Raw genomic sequence first — 19,949 nt, forward strand, 5'->3', positions numbered from 1 at the left:
ATGGCAGACGACACGTCGATGGTCGACGCGTGGAACGTGATCCTCGGAGCTCTCTCGCAGGACGAGCGGATCACCGCTCCCCTCTACGGGTTCGTCTCGCTGGTGGAGCCCAAGGGCATCATGGCCGGCACCTTCTACCTCGAGGTCCCGAACGAGTTCACCCGGGGCATGCTCGAGCAGCGCGTCCGCGTTCCGCTCCTGAGCGCGATCGGCACCCTCGACGACTCCTTCGGGGTCTCGACGTTCGCCTTCGTGGTCAATCCCGACATCGAGCACGAGCCGATGACCCCGCCGTCGCAGTCGGAGTCGATGAACCCGTTCGAGCCGATCACCGGCTCCTCGGCGGCCGTCGCCCCGGTCCGCGTGGTCGAGGAGCTCCGGACGGTCCCCGCGACCGACACGCGCCTCAACCCCAAGTACAGCTTCGACAACTTCGTCATCGGAGGCTCCAACCGCTTCGCGCACGCCGCAGCGGTCGCCGTGGCCGAGGCCCCCGCGAAGGCGTACAACCCGCTGTTCGTCTACGGCGACTCGGGGCTCGGCAAGACCCACCTCCTGCACGCCATCGGCCACTACGCGATGAGCCTCTACCCCGGCATCCGGGTGCGCTACGTCTCCTCCGAGGAGTTCACGAACGACTTCATCAACTCGATCGCGAACAACCGGGGCAACGCCTTCCACGGCCGGTACCGCAACGTCGACATCCTCCTGATCGACGACATCCAGTTCCTGCAGGGCAAGGCCGAGACGCAGGAGGCGTTCTTCCACACCTTCAACCAGCTGCACGACCACAACAAGCAGGTCGTGATCACCTCGGACCTGCCGCCCAAGGCGCTGACCGGCTTCGAGGACCGCATGCGCTCGCGGTTCGAGTGGGGTCTGATCACGGATGTGCAGGCGCCCGACCTCGAGACCCGCATCGCGATCCTCCGCAAGAAGGCCGTCAGCGAGAAGCTGCTGGTGCCCGACGACATCCTCGAGTTCATGGCCTCGAAGGTGTCGAGCAACATCCGCGAGCTCGAGGGGACGCTCATCCGCGTCACCGCGTTCGCGAGCCTGAACCGCACCCCGGTCGACATGTCGCTGGTGCAGACAGTGCTGAAGGACCTGATCACGCTCGACGAGGACAACGTCATCTCGCCGGTCGAGATCATCAACCACACCGCCGACTACTTCAAGCTGACGGTCGACGACCTCTACGGCTCCTCGCGCTCGCAGGCCGTGGCGACGGCGCGCCAGATCGCGATGTACCTGTGCCGCGAGCTGACGAACCTCTCGCTGCCCAAGATCGGCCAGCTCTTCGGCAATCGCGACCACACGACGGTGATGTACGCCAACAAGAAGATCTCGGAGCTCATGAAGGAGCGCCGCAGCATCTACAACCAGGTCACCGAGCTGACCACCCGCATCAAGACGAACCGCTGAGCGCCCGTCCGGCCTCGGCCCGCTGACCGCGCCGGGCGTGGTCGGACGAGGGTGCCTTCACTCTCCGCGCGCCGACGGGGGACTCGATACGCCTCGTCCGCTGCTCGACCAGCAGGCAGGCCTCGAGCGGGCAGCTCCGCCGGCGGCTGTGAGGGCCGCTGTGCGATCCGAGAGCGATGCCTCCCCCTGCTGATCGAGTAGCCCGCGCAGCGGGCGCATCGAGATCCACTGGCGTCGGAAGAGGCCGCTGACAGCCCCTCGCGCCCGCTCGACGGCTCCTTCGCGACGCCCCGCGTTCGACGCATCGAACGAATCCGGACGATTTCCACACGTGTGAGCAACCTGTGGATAACTGTGGACAACCGGCCTCGAACTGTGCGCCCGGACGCCGCCCCTGTGGAATGACGACGGTCGGCGCAGATCCATCCCCAGGGCGTCCACCGCCGCGCTCACAGCTCCTCCACAGAGGGGTGGGGCCCGCATCTCCCTCGGGAGTAGGGGCCCCGACGGTTTTCCACAGTTTCCACACGTGTTAACACTGTTAACGCAGTTCTCTCTTCATGAGGGGGCGAACGACAACCTCTCCACAGACCTCGGACCGAGCAGCGCCCCGCCCTGCTTCCAGGCGCGGTGGAGCTGACGAGTACGATGGGCGTCGGTCTTCGTCCACGACTCGTCAGGGGTGCACTTGTGAGGTTCCAAGCCAACCGCGACGTCTTCAGCGAGGCGGTGTCCTTCGCGGTCAAGCTGCTCCCGCAGCGCACGACTCTGCCGATCCTCTCGGGCATCCTCATCGAGGCGACGAGCGAGGGGCTCACCCTCTCGTCGTTCGACTACGAGGTGTCGGCGCAGACGCAGATCGCGGCCGACGTCGAAGAGACCGGGACGGTCCTCGTCTCGGGTCGCCTCCTCGCGGACATCGCGAACCGTCTCCCCAACGCACCCGTCCGCATCTCGACCGACGAGTCCCGCGTCTCGGTCTCGGCGGGCTCCGCGCACTTCACGCTGCTGCAGATGCCGGTCGAGGAGTACCCGAGCATCCCCGAGATCGACGCCTCGACCGGTCTCGTGCCGGCGGACGCCTTCTCGGCGGCGATCTCGCAGGTCGCCGTCGCCGCCTCCCGCGACGACGTCACCCCCGTCATCACCGGCGTCCAGCTCGAGATCACCGAGAACACCATCGGACTCGTCGCGACGGACCGCTACCGCGTCGCCGTCCGCGAGATCGACTGGGACAACGGCGACAACCCCGCGCCGAGCGAGCCGCTGACCGCCCTCGTGCCCGCCCGGACCCTCCAGGAGGTCGGCAAGACCTTCGGCCACTCCGGCACCGTGTCGGTCGCGATCACCCATCGCGACGAGCGTGAGCTCATCGCCTTCACCGCGGACCGCAAGACCGTGACGTCGCTGCTGATCAAGGGCAACTTCCCGCCCGTCAAGCGCCTCTTCCCCGCCTCCGTCGAGAACTACGCGGTCATGTCGACCAGCGACCTGATCGAGGCCACCCGCCGCGTCTCGCTCGTCCTCGAGCGCGAGGCCGCCCTGCGCTTCAGCTTCAGCAGCGACGGACTGACCCTCGAGGCCATCGGGTCGGAGCAGGCGCAGGCGTCCGAGACGATCGACGCGATCGTCACGGGCACCGACGTGGTCGTCTCGCTCAAGCCCCAGTTCCTGCTCGACGGGCTCGCCGCCGTGCACTCGGAGTTCGTGCGCATCGCGTTCACGAAGACCGAGAACCCCAACAAGCCCGGCCCCGTGCTGATCACCGCGCAGACCTCGCGCGACCAGCCCGGCACCGACAGCTACCGCTACCTGCTGCAGCCCAACCTGCTGCTGCGCTGACGTCGCCGGCCCGGCCCCGTCACTCCCCCTCCGCTCCCTCGCATCGTCGCGACCGCACCGCTCCCGACGAGCGCCCGCCCGCCGGACATCGAACTCCAGGAAGGTTCACCATGCACATCGGACTCGTCGGACTCGGCAAGATGGGCGACAACATGCGCTCCCGCCTCCGTGAGAAGGGCGTCGAGGTCACCGGCTACGACCGCAATCCGGACGTCTCTGACGCCGCCTCCCTCGACGAGATGATCGCGGCGCTGCCCAGCCCGCGCATCGTCTGGGTCATGGTCCCGGCCGGCGAGATCACGGACGCGGTCGTCAAGGACCTCTCCGAGAAGCTCAGCGAGGGCGACCTCGTCATCGACGGCGGCAACTCCCGCTTCACCGAGGACTTCAAGCACGACGCACTGCTCAAGCCGCAGGGCATCCACTACATCGACGCCGGCGTCTCCGGCGGCGTGTGGGGACTCCAGAACGGCTACGGCCTGATGGTCGGCGGGCCCAAGGAGCTCGTCGAGTACGCCATGCCCGTCTTCGACGCGCTGCGCCCCGAGGGCCCCCGCGAGGAGGGCTTCGTCCACGTCGGTGAGGTCGGAGCCGGCCACTACGCGAAGATGGTCCACAACGGCATCGAGTACGCGCTGATGCAGGCGTTCGCCGAGGGCTACGAGCTGCTCGAGACCCGCGACGACATCATCAAGGACGTCACCGGCACCTTCAAGGCGTGGCAGCGCGGCACGGTCGTCCGCTCCTGGCTCCTCGAGCTCCTCGTCCGCGCCCTCGAGCAGGACCCGGAGTTCAAGAACATCGAGGGCTTCGTCCAGGACTCCGGAGAGGGCCGCTGGACCATCGAGGAGGCGATCAACAACGCCGTCCCGGTGCCCACGATCAGCGCCTCGATCTTCGCCCGCTTCGTCTCGCGCCAGGAGGACTCCCCCGCGATGAAGGCGGTCGCGGCGCTCCGCAACCAGTTCGGCGGGCACTCCGTCAAGGCGGTGGACTGAGTCCATCGGTTCGGACTGACTGCGTCAGTCCTCACGCAGTCGGCTTCTCGAGACGGTGACGTCCCAGGGAGCCGGTCGCGAACGGCGCCCTCCGGCCCGCCGCCACCATGAGGCACGAGATGCTCTCATGGTGGCGGCGGGCCTACGGCCGCCTGCTCCTCGGGGAGGCTGCCGCGACCTCGTTCGAGTGGTGGGCCTGCGGCCACCTCCGTCAGAGGCGGGGTGCCGCAGCGTCGGGGTGTTAACCGCAGAGGACGGTGTCGCTGCAGGTAGCCAGCCGCACTGCATGCTGGTCGAGTAGCCCGCGCAGAGGGCGTATCGAGACCCACCGGAGTCAGCGGGTCGCTCTGCCGGCCGGAGAAGTGGAGGAGGTGGTGGCGTGCAGGTGACGCAGCTGGCGCTGAGCGACTTCCGCAACTACGCCTCCGTCGACGTGGCGCTGGTGCCGGGGCCGAACCTGTTCGTCGGACGCAACGGGCAGGGCAAGACGAACCTGGTCGAGTCGCTCGGCTACCTCTCCACCCTCGGATCGCACCGGGTGTCGACCGATCAAGCGCTCATCCGCGCGGGTCGCGACAGCGCCGTGATCCGCGCCCGGCTCCGCAACGCCGACCGCGACCTGCTCGCCGAGGTGCAGATCAACCGCTCCTCCCCCAACCGCGCGCAGATCAACCGCGGCGGCATCAAGCCGCGCGAGCTGCCCCGCTTCTTCTCGAGCGTGCTCTTCGCGCCGGAGGACCTCCTCCTGATCCGCGGCGATCCCTCCGCCCGCCGGCGCTTCCTCGACCAGCTGGTCGTGCTCCGCTCCCCGCGGATGAGCGCGGTGCAGGCCGACTACGAGCGCGTGCTCCGGCAGCGCAACTCGCTGCTGAAGTCGGCGCGCGCGAGCGGGATCCGCGACACCTCGAAGCTCGGCACGCTCGACATCTGGGACGAGCGCCTGATCGCGCTGGGCTCCGAGATCATGCAGTCGCGCCTGACCCTCGTCGAGGAGCTGAGCGGTCCGGTCCGCGGCGCCTACGAGGCCGTCGCCGGCGCCGACCAGCGCCCGCTGCTGCGGTCGCGGCTCAGCATCGAGGGCGCGGTGGACGACGACGACGAGCCGCTCGATGCCGCCGACTCCCCCGAGGCCGTCGATGGTCGGGCGCTGGCCGAGACCTTCGCGACGGCTCTCGCCTCGGTCCGCCGCCGCGAGCTCGATCGGGGCGTCTCGCTGGTCGGTCCGCACCGCGACGACGTGCAGTTCGAGCTCAACGGGCTGCCGGCCAAGGGCTACGCGAGCCACGGCGAGAGCTGGTCGTTCGCGCTCGCGCTCAAGCTCGGGGCGGCCGAGCTGCTCCGCCGCGACTCCCCGATGGGCGATCCCGTGCTCATGCTCGACGACGTGTTCGCCGAGCTGGACGCGCGGCGGCGGGAGCGACTCGCCTCCGTGGTCGCCGACTACGAGCAGGTGCTCATCACCGCGGCCGTGTTCGACGACGTTCCGGCAGCCCTCGCGGCGCACACCGTGCGCATCGAGGCGGGCAGCATCGTCGAGCCGGAGCCGGAGCCGGAGCCGGAGCCGGAGCCGGAGCCGGAGTCGGAGTCCGAGCCGGAGCCCGCGCTCCAGGAGCCCGACCGTGGCTGACGCTCCGCGGCGCGGCTCCCCCGCCCCCGACTCCGAGGCCGCACGCGTCTACCGCCACCTCAAGGAGGTCTTCGGAGGCGACGGCCCGCGCCGCATCCGCAAGACGATCGAGCGCGCGGAGCCCAAGGGCGACGCGATCCCCTTCGGGAAGGGCCGCGACCCGCACGACCTCGGCGACGTGCTGGACGGACTCACCAAGAAGCTCGGCTGGACCGCTCCCCTGGCCCAGGGCGATCTGATCTCGTCGTGGACCGCGATCGCGGGCGAGGAGACGGCGAAGCACTCGACTCCGCTCGGCGTCGTCGACGGTGTGCTCACCGTCGCCTGCGAGTCGACGGCGTGGTCGACGCAGCTGCGGCTGATGCGGATCGAGATCATGAATCACATCGCGGTGAACTACTCCGACGCGGGCATCTCGTCGATCCGATTCCAGGGCCCCGACGTCCCGAACTGGAAAAAGGGCCCCAGGTCGATTCCAGGGCGTGGTCCGCGCGATACCTACGGCTGAGGACGCATTTTAGGTCGACCACGGAGGATTCGGCCGTCAGATCGCCGCTCAGCGCCTCGAGCCGACCCCGTTCCGAGGTAGAATGGAGGGCCGCCGAACCGCAGCGACGCCCCGTCCGCACGATCTTGCGAGCCGAGATCCTCCGACCATCGGATGCGTCGAGTCGGACCGTCAGAGGAGAACTCCACAGCTATGACCCCCGAGCCGACCGACTCCACGTCACCCGCCACGAACGACCTGGATGCGAACGGCTCCACCGCTCCCTCTGCTTTCCAGGAGACCGCTCCCCAGGAGACCGTTCCCCAGGAGACCGCTCCGCACGAGAGCATGTCGACGAAGTCGTCCGGCGACTACGGCGCGAATCAGATCCAGGTCCTCGAGGGCCTCGAGGCGGTCCGCAAGCGCCCCGGCATGTACATCGGGTCGACGGGCCCGCGCGGTCTGCACCACCTGGTCTACGAGATCGTCGACAACGCCGTCGACGAGGCGCTCGCGGGCTACTGCGACGACATCGAGGTGGTGATGCGCGCCGACGGAGGCGTGACCGTCACCGACAACGGCCGCGGCATCCCCGTCGACATGCACCCCACCGAGGGCATCTCGACCGTCGAGCTCGTCCTCACGGTGCTGCACGCCGGCGGCAAGTTCGGCGGAGGCGGCTACGCGGTCTCGGGCGGCCTGCACGGCGTCGGCTCGTCCGTCGTCAACGCTCTGTCGAGCAGGCTCGAGGTCGAGGTCAAGCGCCAGGGCGCGGTCTACCGCATGACCTTCGCCGACGGCGTCCCGGAGGCGCCCCTCAGCCAGGGCGAGGCGAGCGACGAGACCGGCACCAGCATCACCTTCTGGCCCAACGCCGGGATCTTCGAGACCGTCGAGTTCGACTACGAGACGCTCCGCGCCCGGTTCCAGCAGATGGCGTTCCTCAACAAGGGCCTGCGCATCGCGCTGACCGACGAGAACGAGGTCGAGTTCGACGGCGAGGGCGAGGACGAGACGTCCGGTCCCCGCAGCGACGTCTTCCTCTACGAGAAGGGCCTCGTCGACTACGTCGAGTACATCAACTCGCTCAAGAAGTCCGATCTCGTGCACTCCGAGATCATCGACTTCGAGTCGGAGGACACCGAGCGGCGCATCTCGCTCGAGGTCGCGATGCAGTGGACGACGGCGTACACCGAGAGCGTCCACACCTACGCGAACACGATCAACACCCACGAGGGCGGCACCCACGAGGAGGGCTTCCGCGCCGCGCTGACGACCCTCGTGAACAAGTACGCCCGCGCGAACAACCTGCTGAAGGAGAAGGACGAGAACCTCTCCGGCGACGACATCCGCGAGGGCCTGACCGCCGTCGTGTCGATCAAGCTCGGCGAGCCGCAGTTCGAGGGCCAGACCAAGACGAAGCTCGGCAACACCGAGGCCAAGGCGTTCGTGCAGCGCGTGGCCGGCGAGCAGCTCGCCGACTGGTTCGACCGCAACCCCAACCAGGCCAAGGACATCATCCGCAAGGCGATCCAGGCCGCCTCCGCGCGGATGGCCGCCCGGAAGGCGCGGGAGACCGCCCGCCGCAAGGGCCTCCTCGAGGGCGGCGGGATGCCCGGCAAGCTCAAGGACTGCCAGTCGAAGGACCCGTCGATCTCGGAGATCTTCATCGTCGAGGGCGACTCCGCGGGCGGCTCGGCCGTGCAGGGCCGCAACCCCGAGACCCAGGCGATCCTCCCCCTCCGCGGCAAGATCCTCAACGTCGAGAAGGCGCGGCTCGACCGCGCCCTCGGCAACAACGAGGTCCAGGCGATGATCACCGCCTTCGGTGCCGGCATCGGCGAGGACTTCAACCCCGACAAGGCCCGGTACCACAAGATCATCCTGATGGCCGACGCCGACGTCGACGGCCAGCACATCACGACGCTGCTGCTGACGCTGCTGTTCCGCTACATGCGCCCGCTGATCGACCTCGGCTACGTCTACCTCGCGCAGCCGCCGCTCTACCGCCTCAAGTGGTCGAACTCGCCGCACGAGTACGTCTACAGCGACCGCGAGCGCGACGCCCTGCTGGCACACGGCGCGGCGACGAACAAGCGCATGCCGAAGGAGAACGGGATCCAGCGCTACAAGGGTCTCGGCGAGATGGACTACAAGGAGCTGTGGGAGACCACGATGGACCCCGCGACGCGGACCCTCCTCCAGGTCACCCTCGACGACGCGGCCGCGGCCGACGAGATCTTCTCGACCCTGATGGGCGAGGACGTCGAGTCGCGCCGCTCCTTCATCCAGAAGAATGCGAAGGACGTGCGTTTTCTCGACATCTGATGTCGAGAAAACGCACGTCCTTCGAAAGGCGGTAGCCCGGCGGTCCGGTGGACCGCCGTCGCAACCACCTCGAGAACGTGACGGCGACCCTCAATGGGTCGCATTCCAGACGAGAAGCTGACAGCGGGGTTCAACCACCCGCCCACCACCTCACCACCTGACACCCAGCGCGACCGGCGCCGCTACGAACCCGGGCCCCGGACCCACCTGAGAGACCAGAGATCATGGCAGACGAACCCACCACCCCCACCGGCCCCTCCGAGGGCGAGGACATCGTCACCGAGACCGGTGTCGTGATCCACGGTCACGACAAGATCGAGCCGGTCGACCTCCAGCTCGAGATGCAGCGCTCCTACCTCGACTACGCGATGAGCGTCATCGTGGGCCGCGCGCTCCCCGAGGTGCGCGACGGCCTCAAGCCCGTGCACCGCCGCGTGATCTACGCCATGTACGACGGCGGGTACCGGCCCGACAAGGCGTTCTCGAAGTGCTCGCGCGTCGTCGGCGACGTCATGGGCCAGTTCCACCCGCACGGCGACTCCGCCATCTACGACGCGCTGGTGCGCCTCGTGCAGCCGTGGAGCCTCCGCTACCCGCTCGCGCTCGGACAGGGCAACTTCGGCTCGCCCGGCAACGACGGCGCGGCGGCCCCCCGGTACACCGAGACGAAGATGTCTCCGCTGGCCCTCGAGATGGTCAAGGACATCGACAAGAACACCGTCGACTTCCAGGACAACTACGACGGCCGCACCCGCGAGCCGGCGATCCTCCCGGCCCGCTTCCCCAACCTCCTCGTCAACGGCTCGGTCGGCATCGCCGTGGGCATGGCGACGAACATCCCGCCGCACAACCTGCGCGAGGTGGCCGCCGGCGCCAAGTGGGCGCTCGAGAACCCGGAGGCGTCGCGCGAGGAGCTCCTGGAGGCGCTGCTGCAGCGCATCAAGGGCCCCGACTTCCCGACCGGCGCGCAGATCCTCGGCGTCCGCGGCATCCAGGACGCGTACCGCACGGGCCGCGGCTCGATCACGATGCGCGCCGTCGTCTCGATCGAGGAGATCCAGGGCCGCACCTGCCTCGTCGTCACCGAGCTGCCGTACCAGGTGAACCCCGACAACCTCGCGATCAAGATCGCCGAGCTCGTCAAGGACGGCCGCGTCTCGGGCATCGCCGACATCCGCGACGAGACCTCGGGCCGCACCGGCCAGCGCCTCGTCGTCGTGCTGAAGCGCGACGCGGTCGCGAAGGTCGTGCTCAACAATCTCTACAAGCACACCCCGCTGCAGGAGAACTTCGGCGCGAACATGCTCGCGATCGTCGACGGCATCCCGCGCACCCTCTCGCTCGACGGCTTCATCCGCGCGTGGGTCGACCACCAGGTCGAGGTCATCGTCCGGCGCACCCAGTACCTCCTCGACGAGGCCGAGGCGCGCATCCACATCCTGCGCGGCTACCTCAAGGCCCTCGACGCGCTCGACGAGGTCATCGCGCTCATCCGCCGCTCCCCCACCGTCGAGGAGGCGCGCGACGGCCTGATGGAGCTCCTCGAGATCGACGAGGTGCAGGCGCGCGCGATCCTCGACATGCAGCTGCGCCGTCTGGCCGCCCTCGAGCGTCAGAAGATCGTCGACGAGCACGACCGCATCCAGGCCGAGATCGAGGACTACAAGTCGATCCTCGCGAGCCCCTCGCGCCAGCGCACCATCATCTCGGAGGAGCTCGACGAGATCGTCGACCGCTTCGGCGACGACCGCCGCACCGAGATCCTCTTCGGCTTCGACGGGGACATGAGCGTCGAGGATCTGATCCCCGAGGAGGAGATGGTCGTCACCGTCACCCGCGGCGGCTACCTCAAGCGCACCCGGAGCGACTCCTACCGTGCGCAGCACCGCGGCGGTCGCGGAGTGCGCGGCGCCCAGCTGAAGGCCGACGACATCGTCGAGCACTTCTTCGTCACCACCACGCACCACTGGCTGCTGTTCTTCACGAACACCGGACGGGTGTACCGCGCGAAGACCTACGAGCTGCAGGAGGCGAGCCGCGACGCGAAGGGTCAGCACATCGCCAACCTGCTCGCCCTCGAGCCCGGCGAGCAGATCGCGCAGATCCTCGACATCCGCGACTACGAGGCCGCGCGCTACCTCGTGCTCGCCACCCGGGACGGGCTGGTCAAGAAGACCGCGCTGCTCGAGTACGACACCAACCGCTCCGGCGGCATCATCGCGATCAAGCTCCGCGAGGGCGACGAGCTGGTCTCGGCGCTGCTGGTGGAGGACGACAGCGACGTGCTGCTCGTCTCCCGCAAGGGCATGTCGATCCGCTTCACCGCGTCCGACGCGGCGCTGCGCCCGATGGGTCGCTCCACCTCCGGAGTGATGGGCATGTCGTTCCGCGGCGACGACCGCCTGCTCGACGCCAACGTCGTCAGCGACGAGGGCTACGTGTTCGTGGTCACCGAGGGCGGCTACGCGAAGCGCACCGCGGTCGACCAGTACCGGCTCCAGGGCCGCGGCGGGCTGGGCATCAAGGTGGCCAAGCTCGAGGAGAAGCGCGGCGACCTGGTGGGCGCGATCATCACCGGAGAGGACGACGAGGTGCTCGTCGTCCTCGCCAGCGGCAAGGTGGTACGCTCTGCCGTGGCCGAGGTACCGGCCAAGGGTCGCGACACCATGGGAGTCGTCTTCGCACGATTCGCAGAGGACGACCGCATCATCGCACTCGCCAAGAACACCGAACGCAATCTCGACGCCCCGGACGAGGATCCCGACGCCGCAGCGGCGTCTCCCGAATCCGGCCCGGTGTCGGAGGAGGATGGGTCCGTAGATGAGTAGCAGCGTCGCCGAGAAGCTCGCCAAGAAGTCCGCGAAGAGCCCGGCGGCGAAGCAGGTCCGACTCAAGCTCGTCTACGTCGACTTCTGGTCGGCCGTCAAGCTGTCGTTCCTCCTCGGGCTCACGCTCGCGATCATCACGATCGTCGTCGTCTACCTCGTCTACACGGTGCTCGCGCAGACGGGCGTCTTCGACCAGGTCAACGGCCTGGTGCAGGACATCGCCGGCGCGGAGGCGTTCGACCTCAACACGATCATCTCGCTGCCCCAGATCATGGGCTTCGCGGTCGTCGTGGCGGTGCTCAACACGATCGTCACCACCGCCCTCGGTGCGATCGTGGCGCTGCTGTACAACCTCAGTGTCAAGATCACCGGCGGACTGCTGGTCGGGTTCACCAACCAGTAGGGCCGGAGCGGCCGATTGGGATTCTGACGCTGTGTCAGGTAGAGTCTCATCTGGCCAATTCGGGGGTATAGCTCAGGCGGTTAGAGCGCTTCACTGATAATGAAGAGGTCCCAGGTTCAAGTCCTGGTACCCCCACGGTGCCCATTGCGAGAGCCGCTCCCAGCGCGGCTCTCCGCAGTCGGCTCGTCGAGGCGGCCCGTTCCACGGAGCGGGTCGCGTCGGCTGCCGAGAATCGCTGGCCCGCGATTCTCGCCTCCGCCTTCATCCGGCGGTAGATCCCTCCTGATCGGCTGGCCGATCACGGGGCCTTAGCTCAGTTGGTAGAGCGCCTGCTTTGCAAGCAGGATGTCGGGAGTTCGATTCTCCCAGGCTCCACATATTCCAGCAGCGCTCCGCGACTGCCGGCGGGCCGTGTGACCGGTGAAGGCCGCTCGTCACTGTCTCCGGCTGCGCCGCCTCGCGCGCGCACCGAAGGCGTCGAGGGCCGCCAGGACCCCCGTCGCCTGGAAGTAGCGGTTGCGGCGGCTGGTACCCCACCGTGACAGGACCTCCGCCTCGACGAGGGTCCGGACGGAGGCGTCCGCAGCGGGAAAGCTGCGCGTGTGCGACGGCGAGCTGAGCTATCAGCGGCAGATCGACTCGTCGCGCGAAAGCCATCACATCGTCCATCAGAGCCGGAACGCGATCGTGGTGGGGCGGGACGAAGGCGGCGGCGTAGGGGGAGAGCGCGCCACCGCCGATCCAGACCTGGTCGTCACGCCAGTGCCCGACCATGTCGGGGTCGACTCCTCGAGGAGGGCCCTGTGCATCGTCAGGACAGAGGCCGCGTCGAGATCGTCGGACAGCGCGACCGCCGCTCCCGTCCTGCGTCCTCGCTGAGCGCAACGAGTCCGCCCGGCAGTGAGAGGTCGAGGTCCTCGATGAAGGGTGGAACGGCCGCCTCGTACGGACCGGCGGCGGCGAGGATCCTCCGTCGGGAGGCGACCTCGTCCCCGAACCGCTACCACGGTCGAGTCTCGGACGTCGTGCGCGGCCACGACGAATCCGGATCACCTTCTCCACTCATGCGGTCAGCTCAGTGAACCTTGGGTTCCTGACCTTGAATAAGCGCCGGGTGCTCTCACGGATGTCGACCCGTCAGGCCGGTTGGCAGGCGAGGCCGAGGAAGTTCTCCACCGAGAGGGTCTCGGAGGTGCCGTCGCGGATGTCGCCGACGATGATCTCGCCGACCGAGAGGCTGTCGAACTGATCGGCGGTGAAGACCACCGGGCGGGCGAGCACGGACTCGTCGTCGGCGTAGGCGCCGAGGACGTAGTCGACTCCCGGTGAGAAGCGGTCGATCACCGTGTCCGCCGGCCAGACGGTGCGTCCCACCAGATCCGTCGCTCCGAGCTGCGTGACGACGTCGGGGGAGACCCAGCGCGTGATCCTCCGCATGCCGTCGCCGATCTCGAGCGGAGAACGGTCGTCGACGGCGAGGTCGAGGCCGTTCACGACCCCCGAGCAGACCACGACGACCCCGAGCACCTGGCCGTACTGCCCACCGCGCCCGATGCCGACAGTGGCCTCCGACGCCGGCTCTGTCGCGCACCCGGAGAGCGCGAGGGCGGCGGCCGCTGCGAGCGCGACTCCGCCGGCCGTGATGCCGTACCGCATGGGACCTCCCGAGGTCACCCTACGGGCGGGAGCGCCAGCGCGAGGGCCGAGAGGGCCTGGGGGAGCGACGGCGCACCCTCTGCCCGGAACACCGCCGTCCCCTCCGCCGATCGCACCACGACGGTCGGAGTCGAGCGGACGCCGGCCGCCTCGGCCTCGACGGGGTGGAACGCGACGTCGAGCTCGCGGATCTCGGCCGACGGGACGAGCTCGACCGCCCGCTCCAGCACGGCGCGCGCGGCGTGGCAGGCGCCGCAGAAGGCGGAGGTGTACAGCTCGATGATCACGGAGGAGGGAACACCCGGCGACCCGCAGCGATTCCCGAGGGCGTCAGCGGAGGAGCCAGGCCTCGTTCATGCCCAGCGCCACATCGACCAGCTCGACGCGCTCGAGGCCCTCGACCTCGGACAGCGGGAACCACGCCGCGGCGTCGGTGGAGCCGTCGACCTCGTGGGTGAGCTCGCCGCCGACGATGCGGGCGCGGTAGACCACGCGGATCGCGTGCAGCGGCCCCGCCTCCGGCACGCTACGGCGGTGCGCCGGGATGACGTGCGAGTCGACGCCGATCAGAGCCTCGAGCTCGGCGTGGAACCCGGTCTCCTCGAAGATCTCGCGGACGGCGGCGTCGGCGGGGGACTCGCCCTCGTCGATCCCGCCTCCGGGGAGCGTCCACGCCTCCCACGGACCCTGACTCCAGTGAGCGAGGAGCATGCGATCGCCGTCGATGATCACGCCGTACGCGGCGACCCGGATGTCCACCGCAGAAGCCTAACCCCGGAGCGCGCCGGCTCCGGACAGACGGAAGGACCGGACCTCGCTGGGCGAGATCCGGTCCGGGAGTCCGTCGATCAGGAGGCGGTCGACGCGGGGGACTGAGCGGCGCTGGCCGGCTCGTCCTCGGCGACCCACAGCTCGTCGTCGGCGCGGAACGTCTGCCAGACGGCGTAGCCGATGCCGCCGACGGCGACGAGTGCGGCGCCGATCGCGAAGACCGTGCCGGCCTTGTTCTTCTTCTTCGGGGGAGTGGTCAGCTCCTCCCAGCGCGCCTTCGAGATCTCGGCGAGCTTCGCGCGGTTCTTCGAGTCCTTCGCGGCCTCGAACGCGGCCGCGGCAGTGCCTCCGACAGCGGCGAAGGTCGGGAGGACCCTGTGCTTGTAGGCGTCGCGGGCCGACGAGTACGTGCCCTCGACCGCCGAGACGCCGTTGTCGTAGACCGGCTTCACGCGGGACTGGTACGTGTCCTTGACGAGGGGCACGACCTCCTTCTTCGCGTACTTGGTCGCGTGACGGCGGCTCTTCTCGAGAACAGAGGCGGCGTGCGCCAGCACTTCCTGCTGCTCGCTCCAGACCGCCTCGGCGTTCTTCCGGAGACGCTTGAGGTCCTTCTTGTGCTTACGTGACAGACCCATGTTGGTCCTCCATCGGCTACGAGCAGCGAACGCGTCAATACTGCCACTCATCGCGCGGCGTCCGCATCGCGCACCCAGCGCATTGACACCGGGCGTTGCGGAGCCCTACATACGCGCTGTGCGAGAATCCACCCATGCCTTTGCACACCGCAGTTGCGACGTTCCACACCAACAAGGGCGACATCGTCGTCAACCTCTACGGGAATCACGCCCCCAAGACGGTCCGCAACTTCGTCGGTCTCGCGACCGGCGAGATCGAGTGGACCCACCCCGCCACCGGCGCGAAGACCACGGAGCCCCTCTACAACGGCACCGTGTTCCACCGCGTCATCCCCGACTTCATGCTCCAGGGCGGCGACCCGCTCGGCCAGGGCATCGGCGGCCCCGGCTTCCAGTTCGACGACGAGATCAGCCCCGAGCTCGACTTCACCGAGCCCTACATCCTCGCGATGGCCAACGCCGGCAAGCAGGCGGGTCGCGGCACGAACGGCTCGCAGTTCTTCATCACCGTCGCGCCGACCACGTGGCTGCAGGGCAAGCACACCATCTTCGGCGCCGTCGCCGACGAGGAGTCGAAGAAGCTCGTCCAGTCGCTCTCGACCGTGGCGACCGATGGTCGCGACAAGCCGCTCGACGACGTCGTGATCGACAGCGTCGAGATCACCGAGGCCTGATCGCCTCGTCCGACACCATCCTCTCGAGGGCCGGGTCCATCAGGATCCGGCCCTCGTTCTCACCGGAGGCACGTCCGTGACCCAGGTCCCGCCGAGCAGCGCGTACGCCTGCTACCGCCACCCCGACCGGCAGAGCTTCGTGCGCTGCCAGCGCTGCGGGCGCACGATCTGCGGTGAGTGCCAGACTCCGGCGCCGGTGGGTGTGATCTGCCCCGACGACATGGCGCAGCAGCGCGCCTCCGCCCCTCGCACCCGTGGACCGCTGCTCTCGCGGGTGCGGGCGATGACCCGGGCCGACCAGCCGACGGTCACCTACGCGATCATCGCCCTCTGCATCGTGGTCTGGATCCTCGAGATCCTCCCGTTCGTCGGCAACACGGTCATCGGCGGCCTGCTCTACGCCCCCGCCTACACGCTCCCCGGCTACGGCGCCGGGTTCGAGCCGTGGCGGATGCTCACCTCCGTCTTCCTGCACAGCACGTCCCTCTTCTTCGTCATCCCGTTCCACCTCGTGCTGAACATGTACACGCTGTGGGTGTTCGGCATGGTCCTCGAGCGGATGCTCGGCCGCGGCCGGTACCTCACTCTCTTCCTCCTGAGCGGCTTCGCGGGGTCGGTCGGCGTGCTGCTGCTGTCGAACCCGCTGACCCCGGTGCTCGGCGCCTCCGGAGCGATCTTCGGCCTCATGGGCGCGTACCTCGTGATCCTGCGGCACCTGGGCGGGCAGGCATCGCAGCTGCTGGTCCTCGTCGGGCTGAACCTCGTGATCGGCTTCCTGCCCGGGATGAACGTCGCCTGGCAGGCGCACGTCGGCGGCCTCGTCGCCGGCGCCCTGATCGGTCTCGTCTACACCCGCACCCGCCAGCGCTCGCAGCGCCGCACCCAGAACCTCCTCGTCGGCCTGATCGGCGCCGGCCTCGTGGCGGTCAGCGCGGCGGCGTACGTCCTCGCCTAGCGCGCCTCCCACGCCGGGAACCGTCCGGATCGCGATCGAGGGACCGCTCTCCACAGCGCTTCCTCACAGCTGTGGACGGAGTTATCCACAGAGTTGTTAACACTGGGGAGAACTACGCCGGTGTCATTCGCCGGCCCCCGGGGCCGCGGCGCGGGGACCGCCGTCGTTGCAGCGATCTCGCTCGCCGGGCGCGGTTCTCCGCTGCCACCGGGCCCGCTCGGAGTTCTCCACAGGAGATTCCACACCTGGGGATAATTACACGCGTGTAGTTCACTCGAGCAGAGCAACGACGACCGTGGCCTCGCGGTCGTCGTCGAACCGGATCTCGGTCGCGAAGCCGGCCGCGGCGAAGGCCGCACCGCTCGTCTCGGCCTGCTCACGACTCGACTCGATGACCACCCCGCCGCCGGGAGTCAGCCACTCGCGCGACTCCCGCGCGATCCGCCGGTGCAGCGCGAGGCCGTCGTCGCCGCCGTCGAGCGACTGCACGGGCTCGTGCAGCCGGGCCTCGGGAGGCATCAGCGCGATCGCCCCGGTCGGCACGTAGGGAGCGTTCACCACGACCAGGTCGAGGGTGCCGCGGTCGGAGTCGGGCAGGGCGGCGAAGAGGTCGCCCTCATGGACGGTCGCGAGACCCTCGAGTGCGCGGCGTGCGCAGGCGACCGCGGCGGGGGAGATGTCGGCCGCGCGCAGACGGAGCCGTGGACGCTCCTCCAGGAGGGACCGCCCGATCGCCCCGGCGCCGCAGCACAGGTCGAGGACCACCGCCGTGGGGCTCCGGAGGATCGACAGGGCCGTGTCCACGACGAACTCCGTGCGGACCCGCGGGACGAAGACCCCGGGAGCCACGGGGATGCGCAGACCGCGGAAGGAGACCCAGCCGAGGATCTGCTCGAGCGGCTCCCCGGTCTCGCGCCGGCGCAGGAGGACCTCGAGCAGGTCGGGAGAGGGAGCGGCCTCCTCGAGGAGCTCGGCCTCCTCCTCCGCGAAGACGCAGCCGGCCGCCCGGAGTCGCGCCACGGACGACGAACGCCCCGTCGGCGGGCCGGACGGGGCGTCGTTCACGAGACGGAGGCGGTCAGCGCCAGCGGGTCGTCATCAGGAAGCCGATGAAGGCGATGCCGAAGCCGATCAGGATGTTGAGGTTGCCGAGATCGGGGATCGGCAGGACGCCCTGGCTGACGTAGAAGACGATGATCCACGCGAGCCCGAGCAGCATGAAGCCGAACATCACCGGCTTGAACCAGACCGGGTTGGGAGTGGGCTCACCGGCACGGGCTTCGTCGCGCTCGGGCTTCGGGCTCTTCGTCGCTCGTGCCATGCCGACCACTGTACCGGGCCGGGGCGGGAGACCGGGAGCGTGCGGCCTGAGGGGGACCTGTGGAGAGCTGTCCACAGGCGCCCGCCGCAGGGTCGGCCGTTCACGGGCCCGGCTTAGACTCGGGGCATGTCCGACCACCAGCCCGAGGCGGGTCCGCTCCGCCCGCGCACGAAGCGCAGGAGCGCACGCCCGCGTCGCCGGCTCTCGTTCTTCGGCGTCCTCGGCGAGCTGCTCATCACGGCGGGGGCGCTCGTCCTCCTCTTCCTCGGCTGGCAGCTGTGGTGGAACGACGCGGTGATCGCGGGGCAGCAGACGTCGGAGGCGGCGGAGCTGCGCGACAGCTGGGACGCCGTCGATCCGGTTCCCGCGCCGACCGAGGCCACCGGAGCGGCGCCGGCCGACTTCGGGACGCCGGTGGTCGCCTCCGCGGCCGCTCTCGACACCTCGTTCGGGAATCTCTACATCCCGCGGTACGGCGAGGGCTGGGTGCGGACGATCGCCGAGGGGATCGACGCCGCGAACGTCCTCGACGAGGGCAGCATCGGCCACTACCCGGGCACGCAGATGCCCGGCGAGGTCGGCAACTTCGCGCTCGCCGCCCACCGCAGCGCCTACGGAGGCGGGATGCACCTCATCGACGAGCTCCAGCTGGGCGATGCGATCTACATCGAGACGGCCGACGGCTGGTACACCTACCGGTTCCGCAACCTCGAGTACGTGCAGCCGTCCGACGTGCAGGTCATCGACCCGGTGCCCTGGACCACCGGTGTCGCACCGACCGACCGGCTCATCACGCTGACGAGCTGCAATCCGCTCTACTCGACGGCGGAGCGGATCATCGCCTACGGCGTGTTCGAGTCGTGGCAGCCCCGCTCGGCCGGTGCGCCCGCCGAGCTCGCGCCTTCACTGGCGCAGGAGGGCTGATCGTGTACGCGGCGCTGTGGCGTGTCCTCCCCGGACCCTGGTGGGTCCGGCTGATCCTCGTGCTCGTGCTCGTCGTGCTGGTGCTCGCCGCCCTGGCCGAGTGGGTGTTCCCGTGGGTGCAGTCGATCATCCTCGATCAGAACGTCACCGTTCAGGAGTGAGCGCGCACGGGGGTCGAGCGGGATGACCCGGATCCTCGTGGTCGACCACTACGACAGCTTCGTCTTCACGCTCGTCGACCATCTGCTCGAGCGGGGCGCCGAGGTGGAGCTCGTCGAGGCCGCCGACCTCTCGGTCGACGATCTCCCGAGCCTCGAGCGCGCCGACGGCGTGCTCCTGTCGCCGGGACCCGGGCGGCCGGAGGACGTCCCGGTCTCGCTCGCTCTCGTCCACCGGGCGGTGGCGGCCGGTCACCCGCTCCTCGGGGTCTGCCTCGGACACCAGATGATCGCGCACGCGCTCGGCGGCAGGGTGTCCCAGGCGCCGGAGCTGGTCCACGGGCGCACCTCCGCCGTCCGCCACGAGGGCGATCCGCTCTTCGCGGGTCTTCCCTCGGGCTTCCCGGCGATGCGCTACCACTCGCTCGCGGTCGAGCGCGGTTCACTGCCCACCGAGCTCGCGGTGACCGCTGCCACACCGGACGGAGTCGTGATGGGACTCCGTCACCGGGTCGCCCCGGTCGTGGGCGTGCAGTTCCACCCCGAGTCGGTGCTGACGGAGGGCGGGCGGCTCCTGCTCGGCAACTGGCTCACGGAGGTGGCCGCGGTCTGACGCCGACGCTCCGACGGGCGCTCCCGACCGTGATCCCCTCCGGCCGGCTCCGCTCATCGGTCCCAGAGGAGCGACGGTGTCCGCACCCTCTTCGCCGGCGTTCTCCCGCCGATGCGGATGCGGAGATCGACCGAGACGCGTGCCGCGAACGGGGGTAGGATGTGCGCGTCACCAGGGGAGCGCCGTGCGCCATCGAAGCGCCTCCCCGAGTGCTCGCCGTGCGGAGATCAGCACCGTGACCCGCACTCACACATTCGTCGGATAGTGAACCCCCCTGTGAGCTGGTGGCGTGATTTGACGG

19 protein-coding genes and 2 tRNA genes are annotated in these 19,949 nt (G+C 69.2%); 15 read left to right on the forward strand and 6 right to left on the reverse strand.

From position 1 onward, the window contains the following. The 10 genes from dnaA to GSU68_RS00050 all read left to right on the forward strand — a co-directional run bounded on the left by dnaA (position 1) and on the right by GSU68_RS00050 (position 12,313). Positions 1–1,425 carry a chromosomal replication initiator protein DnaA gene (gene dnaA / locus GSU68_RS00005; protein WP_159905100.1) on the forward strand — a complete coding sequence of 475 codons (1,425 nt, stop codon included), beginning with the start codon at positions 1–3 and terminating at the stop codon, positions 1,423–1,425. Between the two features lie 690 nt (positions 1,426–2,115). Continuing rightward, on the forward strand, positions 2,116–3,267 hold the full coding sequence (dnaN, locus tag GSU68_RS00010; RefSeq protein WP_159905101.1) for a DNA polymerase III subunit beta: 1,152 nt from the start codon (positions 2,116–2,118) through the stop codon (positions 3,265–3,267). Positions 3,268–3,377: 110 nt separating this feature from the next. Next, a complete protein-coding gene (gene gnd / locus GSU68_RS00015; RefSeq protein WP_159905102.1) occupies positions 3,378–4,265 on the forward strand; it encodes a phosphogluconate dehydrogenase (NAD(+)-dependent, decarboxylating) in 888 nt (295 codons plus the stop codon). A 379-nt stretch (positions 4,266–4,644) separates the two neighbouring features. Continuing rightward, positions 4,645–5,892 (forward strand): DNA replication/repair protein RecF, encoded by a 1,248-nt coding sequence (gene recF, locus GSU68_RS00020; RefSeq protein ID WP_159905103.1) that lies wholly within the window; start codon positions 4,645–4,647, stop codon positions 5,890–5,892. Continuing rightward, positions 5,885–6,400, forward strand: coding sequence for a DciA family protein (locus tag GSU68_RS00025; RefSeq protein ID WP_159905104.1), 516 nt, complete (start codon positions 5,885–5,887; stop codon positions 6,398–6,400). The genes recF and GSU68_RS00025 overlap by 8 nt, the downstream gene beginning before the upstream one ends. A gap of 327 nt (positions 6,401–6,727) precedes the next feature. Next, positions 6,728–8,707, forward strand: a complete 1,980-nt coding sequence (gene gyrB / locus GSU68_RS00030) for a DNA topoisomerase (ATP-hydrolyzing) subunit B (protein ID WP_159910055.1) — start codon at positions 6,728–6,730, stop codon at positions 8,705–8,707. Positions 8,708–8,931: 224 nt separating this feature from the next. Then, positions 8,932–11,535, forward strand: coding sequence for a DNA gyrase subunit A (gene gyrA / locus GSU68_RS00035; RefSeq protein WP_159905105.1), 2,604 nt, complete (start codon positions 8,932–8,934; stop codon positions 11,533–11,535). After that, positions 11,528–11,938, forward strand: coding sequence for a DUF3566 domain-containing protein (locus GSU68_RS00040; protein WP_159905106.1), 411 nt, complete (start codon positions 11,528–11,530; stop codon positions 11,936–11,938). The genes gyrA and GSU68_RS00040 overlap by 8 nt, the downstream gene beginning before the upstream one ends. Positions 11,939–11,999: 61 nt before the next feature. Next, positions 12,000–12,073 (forward strand) — tRNA-Ile (locus GSU68_RS00045). A gap of 167 nt (positions 12,074–12,240) precedes the next feature. Continuing rightward, positions 12,241–12,313: transfer RNA gene (locus GSU68_RS00050), tRNA-Ala, on the forward strand. 762 nt (positions 12,314–13,075) lie between these two features. Here the strand turns inward: GSU68_RS00050 and GSU68_RS00055 are convergent. The 4 genes from GSU68_RS00055 to GSU68_RS00070 all read right to left on the reverse strand — a co-directional run bounded on the left by GSU68_RS00055 (position 13,076) and on the right by GSU68_RS00070 (position 15,003). Beyond that, positions 13,076–13,594: a hypothetical protein gene (locus tag GSU68_RS00055; protein ID WP_159905107.1), complete on the reverse strand. Its 519-nt coding sequence runs from the start codon at positions 13,592–13,594 to the stop codon at positions 13,076–13,078. Between the two features lie 14 nt (positions 13,595–13,608). Then, positions 13,609–13,881, reverse strand: coding sequence for a glutaredoxin domain-containing protein (locus tag GSU68_RS00060; protein WP_159905108.1), 273 nt, complete (start codon positions 13,879–13,881; stop codon positions 13,609–13,611). 43 nt (positions 13,882–13,924) lie between these two features. After that, positions 13,925–14,353, reverse strand: a complete 429-nt coding sequence (locus GSU68_RS00065) for an NUDIX hydrolase (protein WP_159905109.1) — start codon at positions 14,351–14,353, stop codon at positions 13,925–13,927. A gap of 89 nt (positions 14,354–14,442) precedes the next feature. Further along, a complete protein-coding gene (locus tag GSU68_RS00070; protein WP_159905110.1) occupies positions 14,443–15,003 on the reverse strand; it encodes a hypothetical protein in 561 nt (186 codons plus the stop codon). 134 nt (positions 15,004–15,137) lie between these two features. Here GSU68_RS00070 and GSU68_RS00075 point away from each other — a divergent pair, with 134 nt between their 5' ends. Together GSU68_RS00075 and GSU68_RS00080 are read left to right on the forward strand one after the other, a co-directional pair. Further along, the gene (locus GSU68_RS00075; protein ID WP_056039865.1) at positions 15,138–15,677 is read left to right on the forward strand and encodes a peptidylprolyl isomerase; all 540 of its coding nucleotides are present in this window, start codon (positions 15,138–15,140) and stop codon (positions 15,675–15,677) included. A gap of 76 nt (positions 15,678–15,753) precedes the next feature. Continuing rightward, entirely contained in the window at positions 15,754–16,632 is an 879-nt protein-coding gene (locus GSU68_RS00080; RefSeq protein ID WP_159905111.1) for a rhomboid family intramembrane serine protease, read from the forward strand. Positions 16,633–16,902: 270 nt separating this feature from the next. Here GSU68_RS00080 and GSU68_RS00085 read toward each other — a convergent pair whose 3' ends face one another. After that, positions 16,903–17,652 (reverse strand): putative protein N(5)-glutamine methyltransferase, encoded by a 750-nt coding sequence (locus GSU68_RS00085; protein WP_159905112.1) that lies wholly within the window; start codon positions 17,650–17,652, stop codon positions 16,903–16,905. Positions 17,653–17,710: 58 nt separating this feature from the next. Next, the gene (locus GSU68_RS00090; protein WP_159905113.1) at positions 17,711–17,953 is read right to left on the reverse strand and encodes a cell division protein CrgA; all 243 of its coding nucleotides are present in this window, start codon (positions 17,951–17,953) and stop codon (positions 17,711–17,713) included. 126 nt (positions 17,954–18,079) lie between these two features. Between GSU68_RS00090 and GSU68_RS00095 the strand changes: the two genes are divergently transcribed. The 3 genes from GSU68_RS00095 to GSU68_RS00100 are packed head-to-tail and all read left to right on the forward strand — an operon-like array spanning position 18,080 to position 19,648. Continuing rightward, a complete protein-coding gene (locus GSU68_RS00095; protein ID WP_159905114.1) occupies positions 18,080–18,877 on the forward strand; it encodes a class E sortase in 798 nt (265 codons plus the stop codon). A gap of 2 nt (positions 18,878–18,879) precedes the next feature. Then, a complete protein-coding gene (locus tag GSU68_RS19595; RefSeq protein ID WP_167305269.1) occupies positions 18,880–19,038 on the forward strand; it encodes a hypothetical protein in 159 nt (52 codons plus the stop codon). Positions 19,039–19,060: 22 nt separating this feature from the next. After that, a complete protein-coding gene (locus tag GSU68_RS00100; RefSeq protein ID WP_159905115.1) occupies positions 19,061–19,648 on the forward strand; it encodes an aminodeoxychorismate/anthranilate synthase component II in 588 nt (195 codons plus the stop codon). The last annotated feature ends 301 nt before the right edge of the window (positions 19,649–19,949 follow it).

Source organism: Rathayibacter sp. VKM Ac-2759 (genome assembly GCF_009834225.1).
In the GTDB taxonomy this organism is placed as follows: domain Bacteria; phylum Actinomycetota; class Actinomycetes; order Actinomycetales; family Microbacteriaceae; genus Rathayibacter.